The 17,829-nt window shown below is 68.1% G+C and carries 19 protein-coding genes; 10 read left to right on the top strand and 9 right to left on the bottom strand.

The features are described from left to right. Positions 1–49: 49 nt before the first annotated feature. Positions 50–559 (bottom strand): pyridoxamine 5'-phosphate oxidase family protein, encoded by a 510-nt coding sequence (locus ACWPV3_RS01710; protein ID WP_292088717.1) that lies wholly within the window; start codon positions 557–559, stop codon positions 50–52. A gap of 55 nt (positions 560–614) precedes the next feature. Continuing rightward, positions 615–833, bottom strand: coding sequence for a hypothetical protein (locus tag ACWPV3_RS01705; RefSeq protein WP_292088716.1), 219 nt, complete (start codon positions 831–833; stop codon positions 615–617). Between the two features lie 217 nt (positions 834–1,050). On the opposite strand from ACWPV3_RS01705, the gene ACWPV3_RS01700 reads away from it, so the two are divergent. The 3 genes from ACWPV3_RS01700 (at position 1,051) to ACWPV3_RS01690 (ending at position 5,695) form a co-directional block, all read left to right on the top strand. Beyond that, positions 1,051–3,861, top strand: coding sequence for an SEL1-like repeat protein (locus ACWPV3_RS01700; RefSeq protein WP_453976593.1), 2,811 nt, complete (start codon positions 1,051–1,053; stop codon positions 3,859–3,861). A gap of 101 nt (positions 3,862–3,962) precedes the next feature. After that, a complete protein-coding gene (locus ACWPV3_RS01695) occupies positions 3,963–4,886 on the top strand; it encodes a sulfite exporter TauE/SafE family protein (protein WP_453976592.1) in 924 nt (307 codons plus the stop codon). Then, positions 4,886–5,695 (top strand): TIGR02186 family protein, encoded by an 810-nt coding sequence (locus ACWPV3_RS01690; RefSeq protein WP_453976591.1) that lies wholly within the window; start codon positions 4,886–4,888, stop codon positions 5,693–5,695. The genes ACWPV3_RS01695 and ACWPV3_RS01690 overlap by 1 nt, the downstream gene beginning before the upstream one ends. Here ACWPV3_RS01690 and gluQRS read toward each other — a convergent pair. Beyond that, positions 5,679–6,539: a tRNA glutamyl-Q(34) synthetase GluQRS gene (gluQRS, locus tag ACWPV3_RS01685; protein ID WP_453976590.1), complete on the bottom strand. Its 861-nt coding sequence runs from the start codon at positions 6,537–6,539 to the stop codon at positions 5,679–5,681. The two genes, ACWPV3_RS01690 and gluQRS, sit on opposite strands and share 17 nt — an antisense overlap. A gap of 80 nt (positions 6,540–6,619) precedes the next feature. Between gluQRS and ACWPV3_RS01680 the strand changes: the two genes are divergently transcribed. From ACWPV3_RS01680 to ACWPV3_RS01670, 3 genes are all read left to right on the top strand, one after another. After that, positions 6,620–7,276, top strand: a complete 657-nt coding sequence (locus tag ACWPV3_RS01680) for a DNA-3-methyladenine glycosylase family protein (RefSeq protein ID WP_453976589.1) — start codon at positions 6,620–6,622, stop codon at positions 7,274–7,276. Beyond that, complete coding sequence (locus tag ACWPV3_RS01675) at positions 7,273–7,923, top strand: trimeric intracellular cation channel family protein (RefSeq protein WP_453976588.1); 651 nt, start codon at positions 7,273–7,275, stop codon at positions 7,921–7,923. The genes ACWPV3_RS01680 and ACWPV3_RS01675 overlap by 4 nt, the downstream gene beginning before the upstream one ends. 130 nt (positions 7,924–8,053) lie before the next feature. Then, positions 8,054–8,614 (top strand): HNH endonuclease, encoded by a 561-nt coding sequence (locus ACWPV3_RS01670; protein ID WP_292088707.1) that lies wholly within the window; start codon positions 8,054–8,056, stop codon positions 8,612–8,614. 61 nt (positions 8,615–8,675) lie between these two features. Here the strand turns inward: ACWPV3_RS01670 and ACWPV3_RS01665 are convergent, their stop codons facing one another. Next, positions 8,676–9,062, bottom strand: coding sequence for a hypothetical protein (locus ACWPV3_RS01665; RefSeq protein WP_292180245.1), 387 nt, complete (start codon positions 9,060–9,062; stop codon positions 8,676–8,678). 228 nt (positions 9,063–9,290) lie between these two features. Here ACWPV3_RS01665 and ACWPV3_RS01660 point away from each other — a divergent pair, with 228 nt between their 5' ends. From ACWPV3_RS01660 to ACWPV3_RS01645, 4 genes are all read left to right on the top strand, one after another. Next, the gene (locus tag ACWPV3_RS01660; protein ID WP_292086972.1) at positions 9,291–9,623 is read left to right on the top strand and encodes a hypothetical protein; all 333 of its coding nucleotides are present in this window, start codon (positions 9,291–9,293) and stop codon (positions 9,621–9,623) included. Next, positions 9,623–10,303, top strand: a complete 681-nt coding sequence (locus ACWPV3_RS01655) for a response regulator transcription factor (protein WP_292086973.1) — start codon at positions 9,623–9,625, stop codon at positions 10,301–10,303. The genes ACWPV3_RS01660 and ACWPV3_RS01655 overlap by 1 nt, the downstream gene beginning before the upstream one ends. Further along, complete coding sequence (locus ACWPV3_RS01650) at positions 10,300–11,757, top strand: sensor histidine kinase (RefSeq protein ID WP_453976587.1); 1,458 nt, start codon at positions 10,300–10,302, stop codon at positions 11,755–11,757. Before ACWPV3_RS01655 ends, ACWPV3_RS01650 begins: the two co-directional genes overlap by 4 nt. 75 nt (positions 11,758–11,832) lie before the next feature. Then, positions 11,833–12,513, top strand: a complete 681-nt coding sequence (locus tag ACWPV3_RS01645) for a DsbA family oxidoreductase (RefSeq protein ID WP_453976586.1) — start codon at positions 11,833–11,835, stop codon at positions 12,511–12,513. A 15-nt stretch (positions 12,514–12,528) separates the two neighbouring features. On the opposite strand, the gene ACWPV3_RS01640 is transcribed toward ACWPV3_RS01645, so the two are convergent. The 5 genes from ACWPV3_RS01640 to thiC all read right to left on the bottom strand — a co-directional run bounded on the left by ACWPV3_RS01640 (position 12,529) and on the right by thiC (position 17,784). Further along, positions 12,529–13,410 carry a hypothetical protein gene (locus tag ACWPV3_RS01640; protein WP_453976585.1) on the bottom strand — a complete coding sequence of 294 codons (882 nt, stop codon included), beginning with the start codon at positions 13,408–13,410 and terminating at the stop codon, positions 12,529–12,531. Between the two features lie 340 nt (positions 13,411–13,750). Continuing rightward, positions 13,751–13,927, bottom strand: coding sequence for a hypothetical protein (locus tag ACWPV3_RS01635; RefSeq protein WP_312733596.1), 177 nt, complete (start codon positions 13,925–13,927; stop codon positions 13,751–13,753). A gap of 150 nt (positions 13,928–14,077) precedes the next feature. Further along, the gene (locus ACWPV3_RS01630) at positions 14,078–15,106 is read right to left on the bottom strand and encodes a hypothetical protein (RefSeq protein WP_453976584.1); all 1,029 of its coding nucleotides are present in this window, start codon (positions 15,104–15,106) and stop codon (positions 14,078–14,080) included. Next, positions 15,103–15,792, bottom strand: coding sequence for a hypothetical protein (locus ACWPV3_RS01625; RefSeq protein WP_453976583.1), 690 nt, complete (start codon positions 15,790–15,792; stop codon positions 15,103–15,105). The genes ACWPV3_RS01630 and ACWPV3_RS01625 overlap by 4 nt, the downstream gene beginning before the upstream one ends. An 81-nt stretch (positions 15,793–15,873) precedes the next feature. Then, positions 15,874–17,784, bottom strand: a complete 1,911-nt coding sequence (gene thiC / locus ACWPV3_RS01620; RefSeq protein WP_453976582.1) for a phosphomethylpyrimidine synthase ThiC — start codon at positions 17,782–17,784, stop codon at positions 15,874–15,876. Positions 17,785–17,829 lie beyond the last annotated feature (45 nt).

The raw sequence follows: 17,829 nt of genomic DNA, 5'->3' as shown, positions 1-17,829 counted from the left end.
GAAGGGCCGACCTGGAGCCGGCCCTTCCGTTATTTGGAATCGCGGCGGCTTAAAGGCTCACGTCCGCCACGCCGCCCACGTCGGGCGTCGATTTGGTGAGATTGGCCTTAAGCACCTCGTAGCCGAAGCCCAGGGCGCCCTTGTCCGACACCCAGACCCGTCCGGCCTCGGCGTCGAAGCGGATCAGCGTCAGATGGGGATCGTCCTTGCCGTCCGGATACCAGGCGGCGACGACCGGGTTCCAGTATTTGTCGATCCGCGACCGGTCGTGATCGACGGACAGGACGCCGTGGAAACAGGCCTGAACCTTCTGGTCCTTGGCCTGGTAGCAGAACATGCCGTCCACGCCGCCGCCCTGACCGCCGGCCGCCACGTCGCGGGCGAAGTCGGTGTCGTTGCGGCTGAAGAACCAGATGGCGCCCAGATCTCCCTCGCCGAAGCCGGTCATCGGCTGATGATGATAGCCGGGACGGTCCAGCCCCAGCATGCCGGTGTTCGACTCCTTCAGGCTTTTCCAGAATTCCTTTTCCGCCTCGGCGGGCGTCAGATCGTCGGCCATGATCGTCTCTCCTGTTCGAATGAGTAGGATCAACCGGTCGGCGGGGATCGGGTTCCTAGCCGCCCGCGACCCACGGTGCGCGCACGGCGCCGAACAGGGTGGTCAGGTGGATCAGAAGCAGCAGGGCGACCGCCGCCGCCCCGATCATCATGAAGCGCCAGGGCGCCATGCGCGGACCCTTGAAGGGATCGGGCGGCCGCGCGCCGCGCCAGCCGCAGAAGACCATGGCGATCACGGCGGCGGCCAGCAGGATCAGGGTGGGGGTCAGGTCCATCGGACGCCAGTGGCGAAACCCGCCGCGCTTGGCAAGCCAGGGGTTTCCGGAAAGTTAAACTTAAGTGGTCGTTAACCACGTCGGCGGAATAAGTCGGGACGTATCGACGTGCTGTCCACAGCTTGGATGACCGCCGCTACATATTGCGGTTAACCACGCATTTACACCCTCGATATTGACGGTATAGCGTGGCTGCGTTGGGTCGGGAGACGAATCAGTGAGCGCAGCAGCGCCGTGGAGCGTGAAGGGGATTGACCCGAAGGCCCGTGAGGTCGCCAAGGATCTCGCGCGTCGGTCTGGCATGACCCTGGGCGAGTGGCTCAATTCCATGATCATGGAGGACGAGGACGAAGGGTACGCCACCCTGCCGCGTCGGTCCGCCAGCCATGAATCCTATGATCGCCGCAGCCGTAGCCGCCGGCTGGACGACGCCTATGAGACCGACGACAGCCTGCACCGGATCAGCGCCTCCATCGACGTGATCGCTTCGCGCCTGGAAGCGGCCGAGCGTCGCTCGACCCTGGCGATCCAGGGCGTGGACCAGGCGGTCGCCGGTCTGGTGCGCCGCCTGGACGGCCAGGAAGCCCAGGGCAAGGCCCAGGCCGAACGGCTGGACGAGATCGCCGAGGAACTGCGCGAGGGCCATCGCCGCCTGCGCGCCTTCGAGCGCGACACCGGGCCCAAGACCCAGGAAGGGTTCGGCAAGGTCGAGGCCTCTTTGGGCGCCTTGGCCGGACGCCTTTACGATATCGAGGAGCGCCAGCGCCTCAGCGTCACCGATCTGCGCGACCGGATGGAGGCGGCCGAGAAGGCCGCCGGACCCGGCGCCGGAAGCGACGTCCTGGCCCAGGTCGGCGCGCGCCTGGACGAGGCGCAGAGCCGCACCAGCGAAGCTCTGCGCGGGTTGGAGCGGTCGTTCGCGGAGCTGGACCGCCGCATGCGCGCCGCCGAAGGCCGCATCGAACCCGAGGGCGCGCGCGACGCCGTCCGCTTCGAAAAGCTGGCCGAAAGCCTGTCGCGCCAGATCGACAGCAACCGCGCGGAGATGATCCAACGTCTGGACGCCGCCGAAGTCGGCGCCCGCATCGACCGCATCGAACGCGCGGTCCAGTCGGTCGGCGAACAGGCCAAGAGCGCCGAGCAGAAGGGTGCCCTGGGCATCGAGGCCATGGGCCGCGAAGTGCTGCGCATCGCCCAGAATCTGAGCGGTCGCCTGACCGCCGTGGAGACCGGCGAGAGCGATCGGGCCGAGGTCGCCGTCCGCGCCGCCGCCACGCGCCTGAACCAGGAGTTCGCCCGCCATGTGGAACGCGTCGATCAACGGCTGACGGCCGCTGATGACCGCAACGCCCTGGCGCTGGAGAAGCTGGGCGGCGAGATCACGCGCATTTCGGATCGCCTCAGCGACCGCATCGCTCAATCCGAGCGCCGCTCTCAGCAGGCGCTGGAAGACATCGGCCGTCGTCTGGCCGAAAGCACCGACAAGATCGAGCAGCGTTACGACCGCGCCTCCGGCGAACTGGCCGAACGCATGCGTCTGAGCGAGGAACGCACGGCGCGCCTCCTGGCCGATGCGCGCGACACGCTGCAAACCCGCGATCCGTCGGCCTCGCACGGCGCGTTCGAAGCGCCCGAGCCCGCGCCGCGCGCGCTCGCCGAACGCGTTGCGACGGCGCCGGTTCAGGCCGCCTCGACGCCGGTCCAGGGCGATTGGCGCGCCGCCGCCTTCCCGGAGGATTCGTTCGACGTCGAAGACTGGTCATCCGATCCGGTCGCGCCCGAGGTCGAGGCCGCCTCGCCCTTCCCTGCGGCCATCTTCGGGTCGGACCCCCAGACCGCCGATGTCGCGCCGTCCGTTGCGCAGGACGACCGCACCGATCCGGAACCGGTCATCCAGCCGTTCCGCGGCTTCGGCGGCGCCGACGTCGATGACGCGCTGCAGGCGATCTCTCCCGGCTTCTCGACGGGCGAGGCGTCGCTGGACGACCGCCCTGTCCTCGAAGCCGACGATGACGATTTCGCCGGCGAGACCGACTTCGTCGATCCCCGCCGTATCCAGGCCCAGATGGGCGCCGCCGCCGCTGCGGGCCGCGCGGCCTCGACGCGCGGCGCGATCGACGCCGCGCGCGCCGCCATGGCCTCTGCGCCCCATATCGAAGACGCCCCGCGCGGCGCTTTCGGCCTGAAGCCCAAGCGCGGCGGAAAGTCCAAGTTGCAGGAACGCCTCGACAAGCAGGCGGCCCGCGACGGATCGACGGTCAAGAAGGCCTTCCTCGCTTCCGTCACCGCCGTGGCCCTGACCGGCGGCGTCTATGGCTACGCCGAACTGACCGACGGATCGGGCCTGCCGGGCTTCGACCTGCCGAAATGGGGCGAGGCGGCCCAGCCCGCCAAGACGACGGCGCCGGCCGCCGGCCTGCCCATCGCGGCCTCGGCCGTCACGACCGACGCCATCCCGCCGCTGAACCTGGCCGGGCCGGGCGCATCCGAATACGAACAGGCTGTCGGCCGTCTGGAAGCCGGCGACAACGGCGGCGTCGAGCTGCTGAAGCGCGCGGCCGATCTGGGCTACGCCCCGGCCCAGACCTATCTGGGTCAGCTCTATCTCTCGGGCGGCAACGGCCTCAGCGCCAGTCCGGCCGAGAGCCGCCAGTGGGGCCGCCGCGCCGCCCAGGGCGGCGACCCGCGCGGCATGCATCTGTACGGCATGCAGCTGTTCGAAGGCGACGGCGGACCGACCAACCAGACCGAGGCCCTGACCTGGCTGAAGCGCGCCGCCGAACGCGGCCTGCCCGACAGCCAGTACAATGTCGCGCGCATCTATGAGACCGGCGCCGACGGCGTGGCCAAGAATCCGACCGAGGCGCTGAAGTGGTACATGATCGCCGCGCGTGGCGGCGACAGCGAGGCTCAGGCCGCCGTGACCCGGCTGCGTCCCACCACCAGCGCCGTCGATCAGCGCGCGGCGCGAACCGCCGCCGACGCCTTCGTGGCCCAGAACCGCTCGGCCACGACGGCCGCCGGCTGATCCGCTTGCCGGACCGGGTGGCGAAGGATCGCCCGGCCCGCTAAGACCGCTCATCGTCGCCGTTCGGCGCCTGTCGTTCCGTTCCAGCCAAGGCGCGCGCTTTGGATATCTATCTGCCGATCGCCGAGGTTTCGGTGAACTGGCCGACCCTGGTGATCCTGGGCGGGGTGGTCGGATTCGTGTCCGGCCTGTTCGGCATCGGCGGCGGCTTCCTGATGGCGCCGATCCTGGTCTTCCTGGGCATCCCCCCGACCGTGGCCGTGGCCAGCCAGGCCAGCCACGTCGTCGCCTCCTCCACCTCGGGCGTGATCCGCTACGCCGGTCAGGGGGCGGTGGATTTCAAGATGGGCGTGGTCATGGCCGTCGGCGGCGCGGCCGGAGCCCTGATGGGGGTCGAACTGTTCCGCTACCTGCGGCTGCTGGGTCAGGCGGACCTGGTCATCGCCTTGTCGTATCTGGTCTTTCTCGGGGCCATCGGCGCCCTGATGCTGAACGAAAGCCTCAGCGAGATCCTGCGTCGCCGCCGAGGCGCGCCGGCCCCGCGCAAGGAGCGACGCCGCCCGCTGTGGCTCTACGGCCTGCCGCTGAAGATGAAGTTCCCCAAGTCGGGCCTCTATATCAGCGCCCTGCCGCCGTTCGGCCTGGGCGTCTTCGCCGGGATCCTGTCGGCCATCATGGGGGTGGGCGGCGGCTTCATCCTGGTGCCGGCCATGCTGTACGTCCTGCGGATGCGGGCGGGGGCGGTGGTGGGAACCAGCCTGTTCCAGATCATCATCACCACCGCCATCACCACCGTCCTTCAGGCCGGACGAAACCAGACGGTCGACGTGGTCCTGTCGACCATCCTGCTGCTGGGCGGGGTGGTCGGGGCCCAGACCGGCGCACGGTTCGCCGGCCGCTTCCGGGCCGAGGAACTGCGCGCCGCCCTGGGGCTGATCGTTCTGCTGGTCGGCATCCAGATGGGGCTGGAGCTGTTCGTGCGGCCCAGCGACATCTTCATGCTGGCGCCGGGGGTGGGCGACTGATGCAGGCCCTGCCACCGCCCCCGCCCGCCGTCGTCGCCCCCGCTCCGGATCGGTCCGAGGCGACGACCGGCGACCTGCGGGTCGCCGCCGCCCTGACCGACGCCCAGGTCCGGGTCGATTCCAGCTTCCGGGGCGCGTCCATCGTCCTTTACGGCGCCGTCTTCAATCCGACGACCGAGCCGGCCGACGTGGTCGTGGTGGTGCGCGGCCCCGACGCCCCGGTCCGCCTGGTCAAGAAGACACGCAACATGGGCGTCTGGCTGAACAGCCGGCCGGTTCTGTTCGAGGGGGCGCCCGGCTTCTACATGACCGCATCGACGCGGCCCCTGTCCGACATCGCCGATTTCGGCCAGCTGCGCCGCCTGGGCGTCGGCGTCGATCACCTGCGCATCGACGCGCCGGAGGAAAGCCGCACCGTCACCCGCTACGGCGTGCGGGACGTCGTGGTCAGTCGGCTGGGCGACGACTATCTGGACTGGCGCCGCGCCGTGATCCGGCTGAAGGAGGCGGCCGCCCTCTACGACACCGATCCCGACGGCGTGGACTTCGTCGACAAGGGGCTGTTCCGGGCCGAGGTCAAGCTGCCGACCGTGGCGCCGACGGGCAAATACTACGCCGAGGTCTGGCTGTTTCAGGACGGGGAACCGCGCTCGGTCTCCAATCTGACCCTGACGGTCGAAAAGGTCGGGCTGGAGCGCGACATCTATGAGTTCGCCCATCGCCGTCCCTGGCTGTACGGCGTGCTGTGCGTGGTCCTGGCGGCCCTGACCGGCTATGGCGCCTCGCGCATCTTCAGCCGGCGGAGCTGAAGCCCAGTTCGTCGCGCAAGGCCTCGGCGGTCGTTCCTCCGGCGCGCAGTTCGGCCAGGGTCACGGAGCGGTCGCGCTTGGCGTAGCGCCGCCCGTCGGGTCCGGTCAGCAGCCGGTGATGGCGGTAGGCGGGCGCGGGCCAGCCCATGAGGGTCTGAATCAGGCGCTGCACATGGGTCGCCTCGAACAGGTCCTGGCCTCGGACGACATGGTCGATCCCTTGCAAAGCGTCGTCGTGCGTCACCGCCAGATGATAGGCGACGCCCGCATCCTTGCGCGCCAGCACCACGTCCCCCGCGGCGTCGGGCCGGACCGCGATCCGTCCGGTTTCCCCGTTCGGCCCCTGGCCTTCTTCGTTGAAGCTCAGCCCATTCCACGTCGCCTCGCCCAGCGTCTCGTGCGCCCGCTCCAGAGACAATCGCCAGGCGAAGGGGAGGCCCTGCTGCAACAGTTCGGCCTCTTCCGCCGGATCGTGCGGGCCGGGCCGCGCCGCCTCCACGGCCCCGTGCGGGGCGTCGCCCAGACTGTCCAGAATGGCCTTGCGGGTGCGGAAACAGCGGTAGAGCAGGCCCCGCCCCCTCAGATTCTCGATCACGGCGGCGTAGTCGTCCAGATGATCGGACTGGCGCCGCACCGGCGTTTCCCAGTCCAGCCCCAGCCAGGCCAGGTCCTCCAGTATGGCAGTCTCGTATTCGGGGCGGCAGCGCGTCGGGTCGATGTCCTCGATCCGCAGCACGAACCGGCCGCCCGCAGCCTTCGCCGCCGACCAGGCCGTCAGGGCCGAAAAGGCGTGGCCCTTGTGCAGGCGGCCGGTGGGGGAGGGGGCGAAGCGGGTGGCGAACATCGTCTCTATCCTAGCGGTTTCCGGCCGTGGACGGCGCCCCGCACTTTCGGCCGGCGTGCGGTTCGACGTAAGGTCGCCTCATGCCCGTCGCCCCGACCCTCGAGGACATCGCCGCCGCGCGCGAAGCCCTGGCCCAGGCCGATCCCGCCCTGGCGCGCGCCCACGCCCATACGCCGGCCTTCGAATGGCGGTTGCGGCCCGGCGGCTACGAGGGGCTGTTCCGCATGATCGTGGAGCAGCAGGTGTCAGTGGCCGCCGCCGCCTCAATCTGGGCGCGGACGGTGGCCGGCCTGGGCGGCGCCGTCACCCCCGAGGCGGTGCTTGCCCACGACGTCGAGACCCTGCGCACCTTCGGCCTGTCGGGACAGAAGGCGCGCTACGGCCGCGAGATCGCCCTGGCCCAGGTCGAGGGGCGCATCGACCTGGAGCATATGCAGACCCTGTCGGACGAGGCGGCCGTCGCCGCCCTGACCGCCATCAAGGGCGTCGGCAAATGGACGGCCGAGACCTATCTGATGTTCTGCGAGGGGCGGCTGAACGTCTTTCCCGGCGGCGATGTGGCTCTGCAGGAGGCGATGCGCTGGGCCGACCGGGCCGAGGCGCGGCCCAACGAGAAACAGGCCTATGCCCGCGCTGAAATCTGGCGGCCCCATCGCGGGGTTGCGGCGCATCTGCTCTGGGGATGGTATGGGGCGGTTCGGCGCGGAGAGGTCGCGCTGGAGGCCGCCTGCCCTTGACCCCTATCGATCCGACCTTGACCGAGCCGCTTCGCAATCCCGAAACCGTTCTGGCCGCGCTGGATTTCGCGGGCGTGGGCGTGTTCGCCGCCACCGGCGCCCTGGCCGCCGCGCGCCAGAAGCACGACGTCGTCACCTTCGCCTTCTTCGGCGCCATCACCGGGGTCGGCGGGGGCACGTTGCGCGACCTGTTGCTGGGCCTGCCCGTCTTCTGGGTGCAGGACTGGCGCTATGTGGCCATCTGTCTGCTGGCGGCGGTGGCCATCTGGCTGGTGGGTCAGCGCGACTGGCGGTTCCGCGCCCTGCTGTGGCTGGATGCGGTGGGTCTGGCCGCCTATGGCGTCATGGGCGCCGCCAAGGCCGAGGCGGCGGGCGCGACGCCCCTGATTTGCATCGTCATGGGCACGCTGACCGCCTGTTTCGGCGGGGTGGTGCGCGACACCCTGGCGGGCCAGCCCTCGATCCTGCTGCGGCGAGAGATCAACGTCTCGGCCGCCATCGTGGCGGCGACCTTCTACATGGGGCTGAGAGTGGTCGAGACGCCCGTATGGCCCGCGGCGGCGGTCGCGGCCCTGACGGGGTTCCTGGTGCGGGCCGGCGCCCTGCGCTGGGGCTGGAGCCTGCCGGGCTTTCCCGAGCGCAATTGAGCGCGATCCGTCGCCTGTTCGTCATGGCGGCGTCTTCGAATCGGGCGTAGGCTGAGCCATCGGACTAGGGAAGGAGACGCGTCTTCAATCCTGTCGCCTTGGCATCCTCCGTCGCAGGAAGGAGGGCCTGATGCAGGTCCTCCACCGGCCGCCGTCCGGCTATCCCGCCCTTGTCCTGAACGCCGACTTCCGGCCGCTGTCCTACTATCCCCTGTCGCTGTGGCCGTGGGAGGAGGCGGTCAAGGCGGTCTATCAGGACCGCGTGGACGTGGTGTCGCTCTACGACAAGGTCGTGCGCTCCCCCTCCATGGAGATGCAGCTGCCCAGCGTGATCGCGCTGAAAAGCTATGTCGATCAGGATCGTTCGCCCGCCTTCACCCGCTTCAACGTCTTTCTGCGCGACGGCTTCGTCTGCCAGTATTGCGGGGAATCGACCGAACTGACCTTCGATCACGTCGTCCCGCGCTCGCATGGCGGCCGCACCACCTGGGAAAACATCGTCGCGGCCTGCGGCCCCTGCAACCTTAGAAAGGGCGGCCGAACGCCCCAGCAGGCGATGATGCCCATCCACCGCCACCCCTACCGTCCCAACGCCTGGCAGTTGCAGGAGGCCGGGCGACGCTTTCCGCCCCACTACCTCCACCAGAGCTGGCTGGACTATCTGTACTGGGACATCGAGCTCGAACCTTGAACGCAAACCAAACGCGCGGCCCCTTTCGGAGCCGCGCGCGGTGTTGGGCGGGTTCTGGGAATCAGCCGCGATAGCGGTCACGGTCGCGGCGTTCGTGACGGATCTGGTCGGACAGGCGGTCGAATCGGCGGTCCAGATCGGCGCGCTCCCAGGCCGTCAGGCCGCCGCGGCGGTAGTTGGCCTCGAGACGCAGCAGGCTGTTGAATTCGCCGCGCAGACGGACGGCTTCGCGGCGGCTCAGCTGGCCGTTGCGGACGCCTTGGTCGATGCGTCGATCCAGGCTGGCCTGGCGGGCGTTGATGGACTGCCAGTTCCCATAGGCGGGGGCGTGATGGGCCGGACCGTGACGCGCGGGGCCATGATAGGCCTGGGCGGCGGCGGGCAGGGCGACCGAGGCTGCGGCCAGGGCCAGGACGGGGGCAAGGACAGGAACGATGACGTTTCGCATGATGGAACTCCTCGATTTCGATGTCGATCGGGGCGACCGGCGATGAGGCCAGATGACCACCCGACGCCTGAGCCCGGCCTGAACGGCGAGGGTCAGGCGTCGTTCATCGGGATGAGAAATCCGAAAGCTTTGCGGCGATCGTCGGTCGCCGACGCTGACTTCGCCCCGCCGATCGCCTATACGGATCATTCAGCACCCGTTCAGAAGCGCAGGACTAGACAGGCGATCATGTTTAGGAAAACCGCCAGTCTCATCGTCGCCGTCGCGACCCTGGCGCTCGCCCCTGTCCTGGCGACGGAGGCGGTGGCCCAGGCGCGCGATCCCCGTCAGCCCCCCCCAAGCGACGACCGTCGCCCGCCGCCGCGCGTCAGCCCGGACGAGGCGCGGCGCAGCGCCGCCCCCTATGGTCGGCCCATCGACACCCAGCCGCGCCGCGACGGCAATTACAGCGTTTTGGTCGAGCGCGACGGGCGCGTGCGCGACGTCGTCGTCGACGGCCAGACCGGCCGACCGCGCCAGGGCGATTCCGGCGGCGACGATCAACGGCGCAGGCCCAACTGATGCGCGTCCTGCTGGTTGAAGACGACGTCGACCTGTCGCGGCAGCTGAAGGCGGCCCTGGCCGACGCCGGCTATGCGGTCGATCATGCGGCGGACGGGGAAGAGGCCTGGTTCCTGGGCGACACCGAACCCTATGACGTGATCGTGCTGGACCTGGGCCTGCCCAAGATCGACGGGGTGTCGGTGCTGGAACGCTGGCGGCGAGAGGGCAAGACGACGCCGGTCCTGATCCTGACGGCGCGGGGCGCCTGGTCGGACAAGGTTTCGGGGTTCGACGCCGGCGCCGACGACTATCTGACTAAACCCTTCCACACCGAGGAGCTGCTAGCGCGGTTGAGGGCCCTGCTGCGCCGCTCGGCCGGCATCGCCTCGGCGACCCTGTCGTGCGGCGGCCTGCGGCTGGACCCGCGCGCGGCGCGCGCCAACGTCAACGGCGAGCCCCTGCGCCTGACCTCGCTGGAGTACCGGCTGCTGCACTATATGATGATGCATCAGGGCCGGGTCATCAGCCGCACCGAACTGGTCGAACATCTGTACGATCAGGACTTCGACCGCGATTCCAACACCATCGAGGTCTTCATCGGCCGGGTGCGCAAGAAGGTCGGGCCGGATCGGATCGAGACGGTGCGCGGCCTGGGCTATCGGCTGACGCCCCTGCCGGGCGAGACCGAGGCGGCGTGACGGCGGAGCCGTCGGCGCGGCGGACCTGGGGGCGCGACTGGGGGCGCTGGTTCGGGCGACCGGGCCGGTCATTGACGCGCCGCCTGATCTGGCTGGCCTCGGCCTGGATTCTGGTGGCCCTGGTGGCGGCGGCTCTGGTCCTGACCCAGGCGTTCCAGGAATCGGCCCTGCGCCGCCTGGGCGCCATGCTGAACGAGACGGTGGACGAGATCGTCGTCGCCGCCAGCCGCACCCCGCCGGGCGAGCGGATCGGCCAGATCCAGGACGCCCGCACCCTGCGCCTGCTGTCGGGCAAATACTGGCAGATCCTGGAGGTGGAGCCGAACGGGCGGCTGCGGTCGCTGGCGCGGTCCGCCTCGCTGTGGAACTACGACATCAGCCTGCCGGACGGGCTGACGGGGCGGCTGGACCAGGCGTTCGGCGACGTCATCACCTTCAACACCGTGGGGCCCAAGGACGACCCCAAACGGCCCGAGCCCCTGCGCGTCGCCGCCACCATGAAGTCGATCCCCCGGCACGAGCGGCCGGTGGTCTTCCTGGCCGCCATCGACCGGTCCGAGGTCGACGCCGACACCCGCCAGTTCGCCACCCTGACCTGGGTGGCCCTGCTGGTCATGGGGGCGGGGCTGGTCTCGGCCGTCTTCATCCAGGTGCGGTTCGGCCTGCGGCCCCTGTTCGATCTGAGGAACGAGATCGCGGCGGTGCGCAAGGGCCGGGCGGCGCGGATCGAGCGGGCCTATCCGCTGGAGATCCAGCCCCTGGCCGAGCAGGTCAACCGCCTGCTGGACCATAATCAGGAGGTGGTGGAGCGCCAGCGCACCCACGTCGGCAACCTGGCCCATGCGCTGAAGACGCCCATCTCGGTCATGCTGGCCGAGGCGGGGACAGCCGACGGCGCCCTGCCCGAACTGGTGCGGCGTCAGACCAAGGTCATGCAGGGCCAGGTCGATCACCACCTGCGCCGAGCCCGCGCCGCCGCCCGCGCCGCCCACGGGCTGGGCGAGACCACCCCCGTCGCCGAGGTGTTGGACGAGCTGGCGGTCATGATCGAACAGGTATTCCGCACCAAGGACGTCGAGATCGACTGGCGCGCGCCCGACGAACTGGCCTTCCTGGGCGAGCGGCAGGACCTGCAGGAGATCCTGGGCAACCTGATCGAGAACGCCGCCAAGTTCAGCCGCCGCCGGGTGCGCGTCTCGGCCGGCGACAACGGCCTGGGGCAGATGATCGCCGTGATCGAGGACGACGGCCCCGGCCTGCCCGCCGACCGCCGCGAGGAGGTCATGAAGCGCGGCGCGCGGCTGGACGAGAGCGCGCCGGGGTCGGGCCTGGGCCTGTCCATCGTCGACGACCTGACGCGGGCCTATGGCGGGCGGCTGACCCTGGGCGACAGCGACCTGGGCGGGCTGAAGGCGGTGCTGGAGCTGCCGGCGGCCCAGCTGGAGCGGGGCTGAGGGTCACGCCCTTGGCGACCGGCCCCGGGCCGCCCATATGGATTGCAACAACTGCTGTTCCAGAAAGCCGCCGCCATGACCGACGCCGTCCCCGCCGCCCCGAAAAAGACCCTGAAGATCGACTTCGTCTCCGACGTCGTCTGCCCCTGGTGCGTCGTCGGCTTGGGCGGGCTGGAGACGGCGCTGGACAGGCTGAAGGCCGAGGGGATCGCCGCCGACATCGCCTTCCAGCCGTTCGAGCTGAACCCCCAGATGGCGCCCGAGGGCGAGAACATCGTCGAACACATCGGCCGCAAATACGGCGCGAGCCCCGAACAGTCCGCCGCCAACCGCGCCATGATCCGCGAACGCGCAGGCGACGTCGGCTTCGACATGCGCATGACCGACGACAGCCGCATCTGGAACACCTTCGACGCCCACCGCCTGCTGCATTGGGCGCATGAGACGGCGCCCGAGAAGCAGAAGGCGCTGAAACAGGCCCTGTTCGCCGCCCACTTCACCGACAACCGCAACCTGACCGACGCCCGCGTCCTGACCGAGGCGGCCCAGGCCGCCGGGCTGGACCGGGCCGAGGCGGGCGAGGTGCTGGCCTCGGGCCGCTACGCCCAGGCCGTGCGCCAGGCCGAGGAGACCTGGCGCGCGCGGGGCATCAGTTCGGTCCCCGCCGTGGTGGTCGAGGGCAAATATCTGATCTCGGGCGGCCAGCCCCCCGAAGCTTTCGAACAGGCCCTGCGCCAGATCGCATCGGAGGGCTGAGCGGCGGGTTTAGGATCACGGCGGCGGATCGGACTGAAAAACAGCGTCCGAACAGTCCGAACAGTCCGAAATCGGCGCGGGCCCGGGCGACGGGTCCAGCGCATCGAGGATGGCCAGGCTCTTGTTCAGCAGGGTGCGGCCGACCGGATCGCGGGGGTTCAGGCCGACGGCGGCCTGGGCCAGGGTCTGGACCGCGCGCATCCGGGCCATGACCACGGCCTGGGGGTCGGGCGTCTTTTCGGCGCGCGGCGCGGACGATGAGGGCGCGGGCGAAGGCGTCGTCCCGGCGTCCGGCGCGGACGCCGCCGCGGCCTCTTTCGCCAGCGCCGTCAGCCGGGCATGCAGCCGCAGCCAGCGGCCCGCCTCCATCGCCCGGCCGTTCAATATGGCGCGCTGCATCCGCACCAGGGCGTGGGCCGCCATCACCCCATAGTCGGGCAGGCCCGCCGCCGTTTCCGCCTCCAGGTCCACGGGGTCGTCCGCCCAGCCGGGCGCGAGCGGCGCCGCCTCGGGCTGGTCCTGACGCAGCCAGCCCGCGTCGCGCGCATGGGCGAAGAAGGTCGAGCGCGCCATGCCGAACCGCGCGGCGACCGAGGATCCGGACTCGCCCGCCAGATAGGCGTCGCGAATCGCCGCCCATCGTTCTGGAGAGGTCTGACGATGACCGCTGCCCCGTCGATAGGGATCGCGCCCCGGCCGCCCGGCGTACAGGGGCCGCCCGTCGGGGCCGGTTTCGGGCGGGATGTCGCAACCCGCGTCGTCCCAGTCCGGGCCGCGCGGCGGCGGATCGGCGAAATCGGCGTCGGTCACGCGCCCGTCGTAATGGACGACCGCCTCGCCCCCGTGTGGATCGGCGTCCGCCCCGTCCCGGCGCCAGCCCCTTTCCCTGCCGTCCATCCGTCCCTCCCTGAACCCATCCGCCCCCGCGCGGGGCCGCCGCCAGTATGGGGCGGGGAAAAGGGGTGTGAGTTCGATTGTCGTCGAGACGAGAAAAGCCGAGGAAAATCAGAAGGCGGCGGCGGGGAATTAGGGGACGAACGAAGGGTTTCGCCCCTTGTCTTTCGTCATCTTCAGGCGGCCCCCGCGAAGGCGGGGCGGGGACCGGGCGGCGCGGAAGGCGAAATCCACCCGCCGCCCGATGCCGGGCCACTGAGGACGCGACAGGTCCCGCTCTCGCGCGCCGATGGGTGTCCCGACCTGGGCCGCGAAGACGCGGCTTGCCAGAGGATGCTGAAAACTAGGCCCGCTTCTTCTTCGGCGTCGGCGCGGCGTCGGCGGCCGTGACCAGATGCCCCTTCCAGCCGGGCGGCGGCAGGAACTTGCCGGACTTCTCTTCGCGCGTGCCTTCGCGCGCGATGCGGGCGGCGTCGCGTCCGGCCTTCAGGACGGTTTCTCGGTCGAAGAGCGTGTTCATTGCGGGCCCCAATCTAGCAGATTGAGGCCGTCGTCGATATTTGCGTCGATCTCCTACTCGTCCATCAAAGGATCACAGGCCGTCTCTAAACCGGAGAAAGTCGTCTCGGAATTCAAGGCAGTTCGCGTGACCAAACAAAATAGAGCTGGTTTAGCGAAGGCGTAACTCGCCGCCCGTCCACTCTACAAAAGAAGCTTTCTCTAAAACGATCTTCGCATCGCGATCATCAATTTCGATAGTGCCGCCACCTAGTGCTCTCGCTTCGGCAAGCAGTTCCTCGCGCGAGAAAGTCGCAAGCGGAACTCGAGTAAGAGAAAGCGCTGCTACTTCCAGCAGGGTAACAAGGGCTTCAAGGTCTTTACCTGGAACCGGCGCATTTCGGTAACTCGATGACCCAGCGCTAGCCAATGCAAACCTCTCCGCGGCAACATCATAAGGCATAGGGTCATCTCCTTCATCAGACGGCAATCCGGTGGCTGCCGCCATTGTGTTAGTCTGCAGTTCCTTCACAGCCTCAAGCGCCTTTGATAACGCCGGAGAGAGTGGCTGGTTCGCGACGCGTCGCCCTCGCACAATTCGGTGCAATGAGGAATCCTCTTCGGCCAAATCATGAATGATGTCCCATCGATTTCCGCGAAGAAGTGTCATCAGGGGCGCACCAACTAGGGGGCTCCCTAACGCTGCGGCGCGTCGCAGGCCACGTTCCATCACTTTGTGCAGATTGGTCTTAATCGATTTGATTGTATGCGGTTGGCGCTCGAAGATGGCCGCGATGACCATCATTCCCGACTGCGGTCCAAGAACACATTCGAAAACGTCGGGCCGATATAAAAGCCGCAGATTGTCAGCGTGAGACAGACGCCCCAACGGCAAAGGATGATGATCGACTACGAAGAATACTTTATCAGGATGCGCAGCGGCAACGCGGCTCAAGCCTCGAGCTTCATCGATAAATGTTGCGGGGCTGAACATCAGGTCTACGAAGACCACAAAGTCGGCATTATTGACTTCGCTAATATCTTCTAGGTGTGTCCAGGAGCGATGACCATATGTCCGTGCCGGATCAACCACCACAGATACATCGAAGGCAGGAACCAGTGATAGATTACGCCTAGTTTGCTCGGCGATTACATGTCCGTCAGCGTCTGAATGGCCGACGACTAAGACGCGCTTGGTCATGGCTCAGTCACCGTGATGTCGGCAAGGCCGGTTGGTAGAACCAGCGACACTTTCGCTTTCGCGCGTTGATCGTTCGGATCGTCAAGCGAACGTGCGCGTCCTTGCACCGAATTTTCCCACATTCGAAGGAATGCATCATGTGTGGGTAGATAAACGTCCATATGGGCCAAATTCGCTCGGGATGGCGGCTGCTCAGTTTTCGGATCTAGCTGGCGAGGTTCACCTACAAAGACTTCTAGGCCAACCACCGGGGCGCGGCGAGTCTTCGGGAAAATTTCGAAGGGCCCAAGCACGAGCGCCTCGGAGGGAATCTCTCCCGCTCCAAAATTCAGCATCCGCGAGGCGCAGATTGCCACCAGGTCGCCTTCTGTTGGATGTGCTAGTGCTTTGGTGCGCACGTCCCAGCCTGGAAGCTCGCCTAAAGCGACCACAGCCTCGGCCAGCATTTTTAGGTCCGCCACATTCGGCAATAGGACAACAGCGGCGGCTACGTCGGGGTTGGCGATTGCGGCATCTATCTTGGCCGCGATTGATCTAGCAATCCGTCGAGGCGTCGTAGAAGCCAGCACAATGGAAATCTGTTGGCCGTAGCGATCAGGGCGGGTTGCAATCAACTTGGCGAACATGCAGCCGATGTCGGGGAGCTTTCGCTTCCAATCGGTATAGTCTTGGATGTAGGCGGACATTCGTTCCCCGAACAGCGTCAGCCTATAAGGCGCACTGTCGCGTGGAGGTTGTCAAGAGTTTGCAACCTCAAGATCGCTCTCTCACACCTTCACCTCCACCACCCCGCCCCCGGCGCGGAACTTCGCGCTCATCTCCGCCATGCCGGCTTCGGCTTCCGACAGGGAGGCGCCGGCGTCGTTCTGGGCGGCGGCGGCGTCGCGGATGTCCTGGCTGATCTTCATCGAGCAGAATTTGGGGCCGCACATGGAGCAGAAGTGGGCGGTCTTGTGGGCCTCCTTGGGCAGGGTGGCGTCGTGGTATTTGCGGGCGGTTTCGGGGTCTAACCCTAAGTTGAACTGATCCTCCCAGCGGAACTCGAACCGGGCGCGTGACAGGGCGTCGTCGTGCAGGCGGGCGGCGGGGTGGCCCTTGGCCAGGTCGGCGGCGTGGGCGGCGATCTTGTAGGTGATGACGCCGTCCTTGACGTCCTGACGATCCGGTAGGCCCAGGTGCTCCTTGGGCGTGACGTAGCAGAGCATGGCCGTGCCGAACCAGCCGATCATGGCCGCCCCGATCGCGGAGGTGATGTGGTCATAGCCCGGCGCGATGTCGGTGGTCAGGGGGCCAAGCGTATAGAAGGGCGCCTCGTGGCAGTGCTTCAGCTGCTCGTCCATATTCTGCTTGATCTTGTGCATCGGGACGTGGCCGGGGCCCTCGATCATGACCTGGCAGCCCTTGGCCCAGGCGATCTTGGTCAGTTCGCCCAGGGTCCGCAGCTCGGCGAACTGGGCCTCGTCATTGGCGTCGGCGATGGAGCCGGGGCGCAGGCCGTCGCCCAGGCTGAAGGAGACATCATAGGCGCGCATGATGTCGCAGATGTCCTCGAAATGCTCGTAGAGGAAGCTCTCCTTGTGGTGGGCCAGGCACCATTTGGCCATGATGGAGCCGCCTCTGCTGACGATGCCCGTCACCCGTTTCGCCGTCATCGGCACGAAGGGCAGGCGCACGCCCGCGTGGATGGTGAAATAGTCCACGCCCTGTTCGGCCTGTTCGATCAGGGTGTCGCGGAACACCGCCCACGTCAGGTCCTCGGCGACGCCGCCCACCTTCTCCAGCGCCTGATAGATGGGAACGGTGCCGATGGGGACGGAGGAGTTGCGGATGATCCAGTCGCGGATGTTGTGGATGTTGCGACCCGTCGACAGGTCCATGACGTTGTCGGCGCCCCAGCGGGTGGCCCAGACCAGCTTGTCGACCTCGTCGTCCACGCTGGAGAGGACCGCCGAGTTGCCGATGTTCGCATTGATCTTCACCAGGAAGTTGCGGCCGATGATCATCGGCTCGACCTCGGGGTGGTTGATGTTGTGCGGAATGATCGCGCGGCCGCGGGCGATCTCCTGGCGCACGAACTCCGGCGTGACGAAGTCGGGGATGGCGGCGCCGAAATCCTCGCCGTCGCGGATGCAGGGGGCGGTCTGTTCGCGGCGCAGGTTCTCGCGGATGGCGACATATTCCATCTCGGGCGTGATGATGCCGGCCTGGGCGTATTCGTATTGGGTGACGGGGCGGCCGGGGACGCCCTTGAACACCTGATGGTTGGAGGTGTCGAAGCGCGGCGCCAGGTGTTTGCCGCTGGCGTGGCCGTTGTCCTCCGGCTTGACCTCGCGCGGGTTCGCCACGGGGGCGATGTCGCCGCGATCCAGCTGCCACGACGACTTCACGCGGGGCAGGCCCTTCTTGATGTCGATGGTCACGGTCGGGTCGGTGTAGGGGCCGGACGAGTCATAGATCGTCACCGGCGGCTCGTTGGCGCTCGGGTGGACGGCGACCTCGCGGAAGGGGACGCGGATGTCGGGGTAGAGTTCGCCCGCGACATAGACCTTCCTCGACCCGGCCCGTTCGCCGGTCGGGATGGCGCCCGTCTCCTTCATCACCTGCTCGCGCGCGTCCTTGAGGGCGAGCTCGACATTCGGCTCTTCGGGCAGGGCGGGCGGGGCGACTTGGATGTTCATGGCGGCCTCAAAACGGTTTGAGGTCCGCCGACGTCGGGCGCGAGG

Source organism: Brevundimonas sp. Marseille-Q4549, assembly GCF_976940555.1.
Note: the sequence above shows the minus strand (reverse complement) of the source record. Positions and strands in the feature narration are given on the sequence as shown.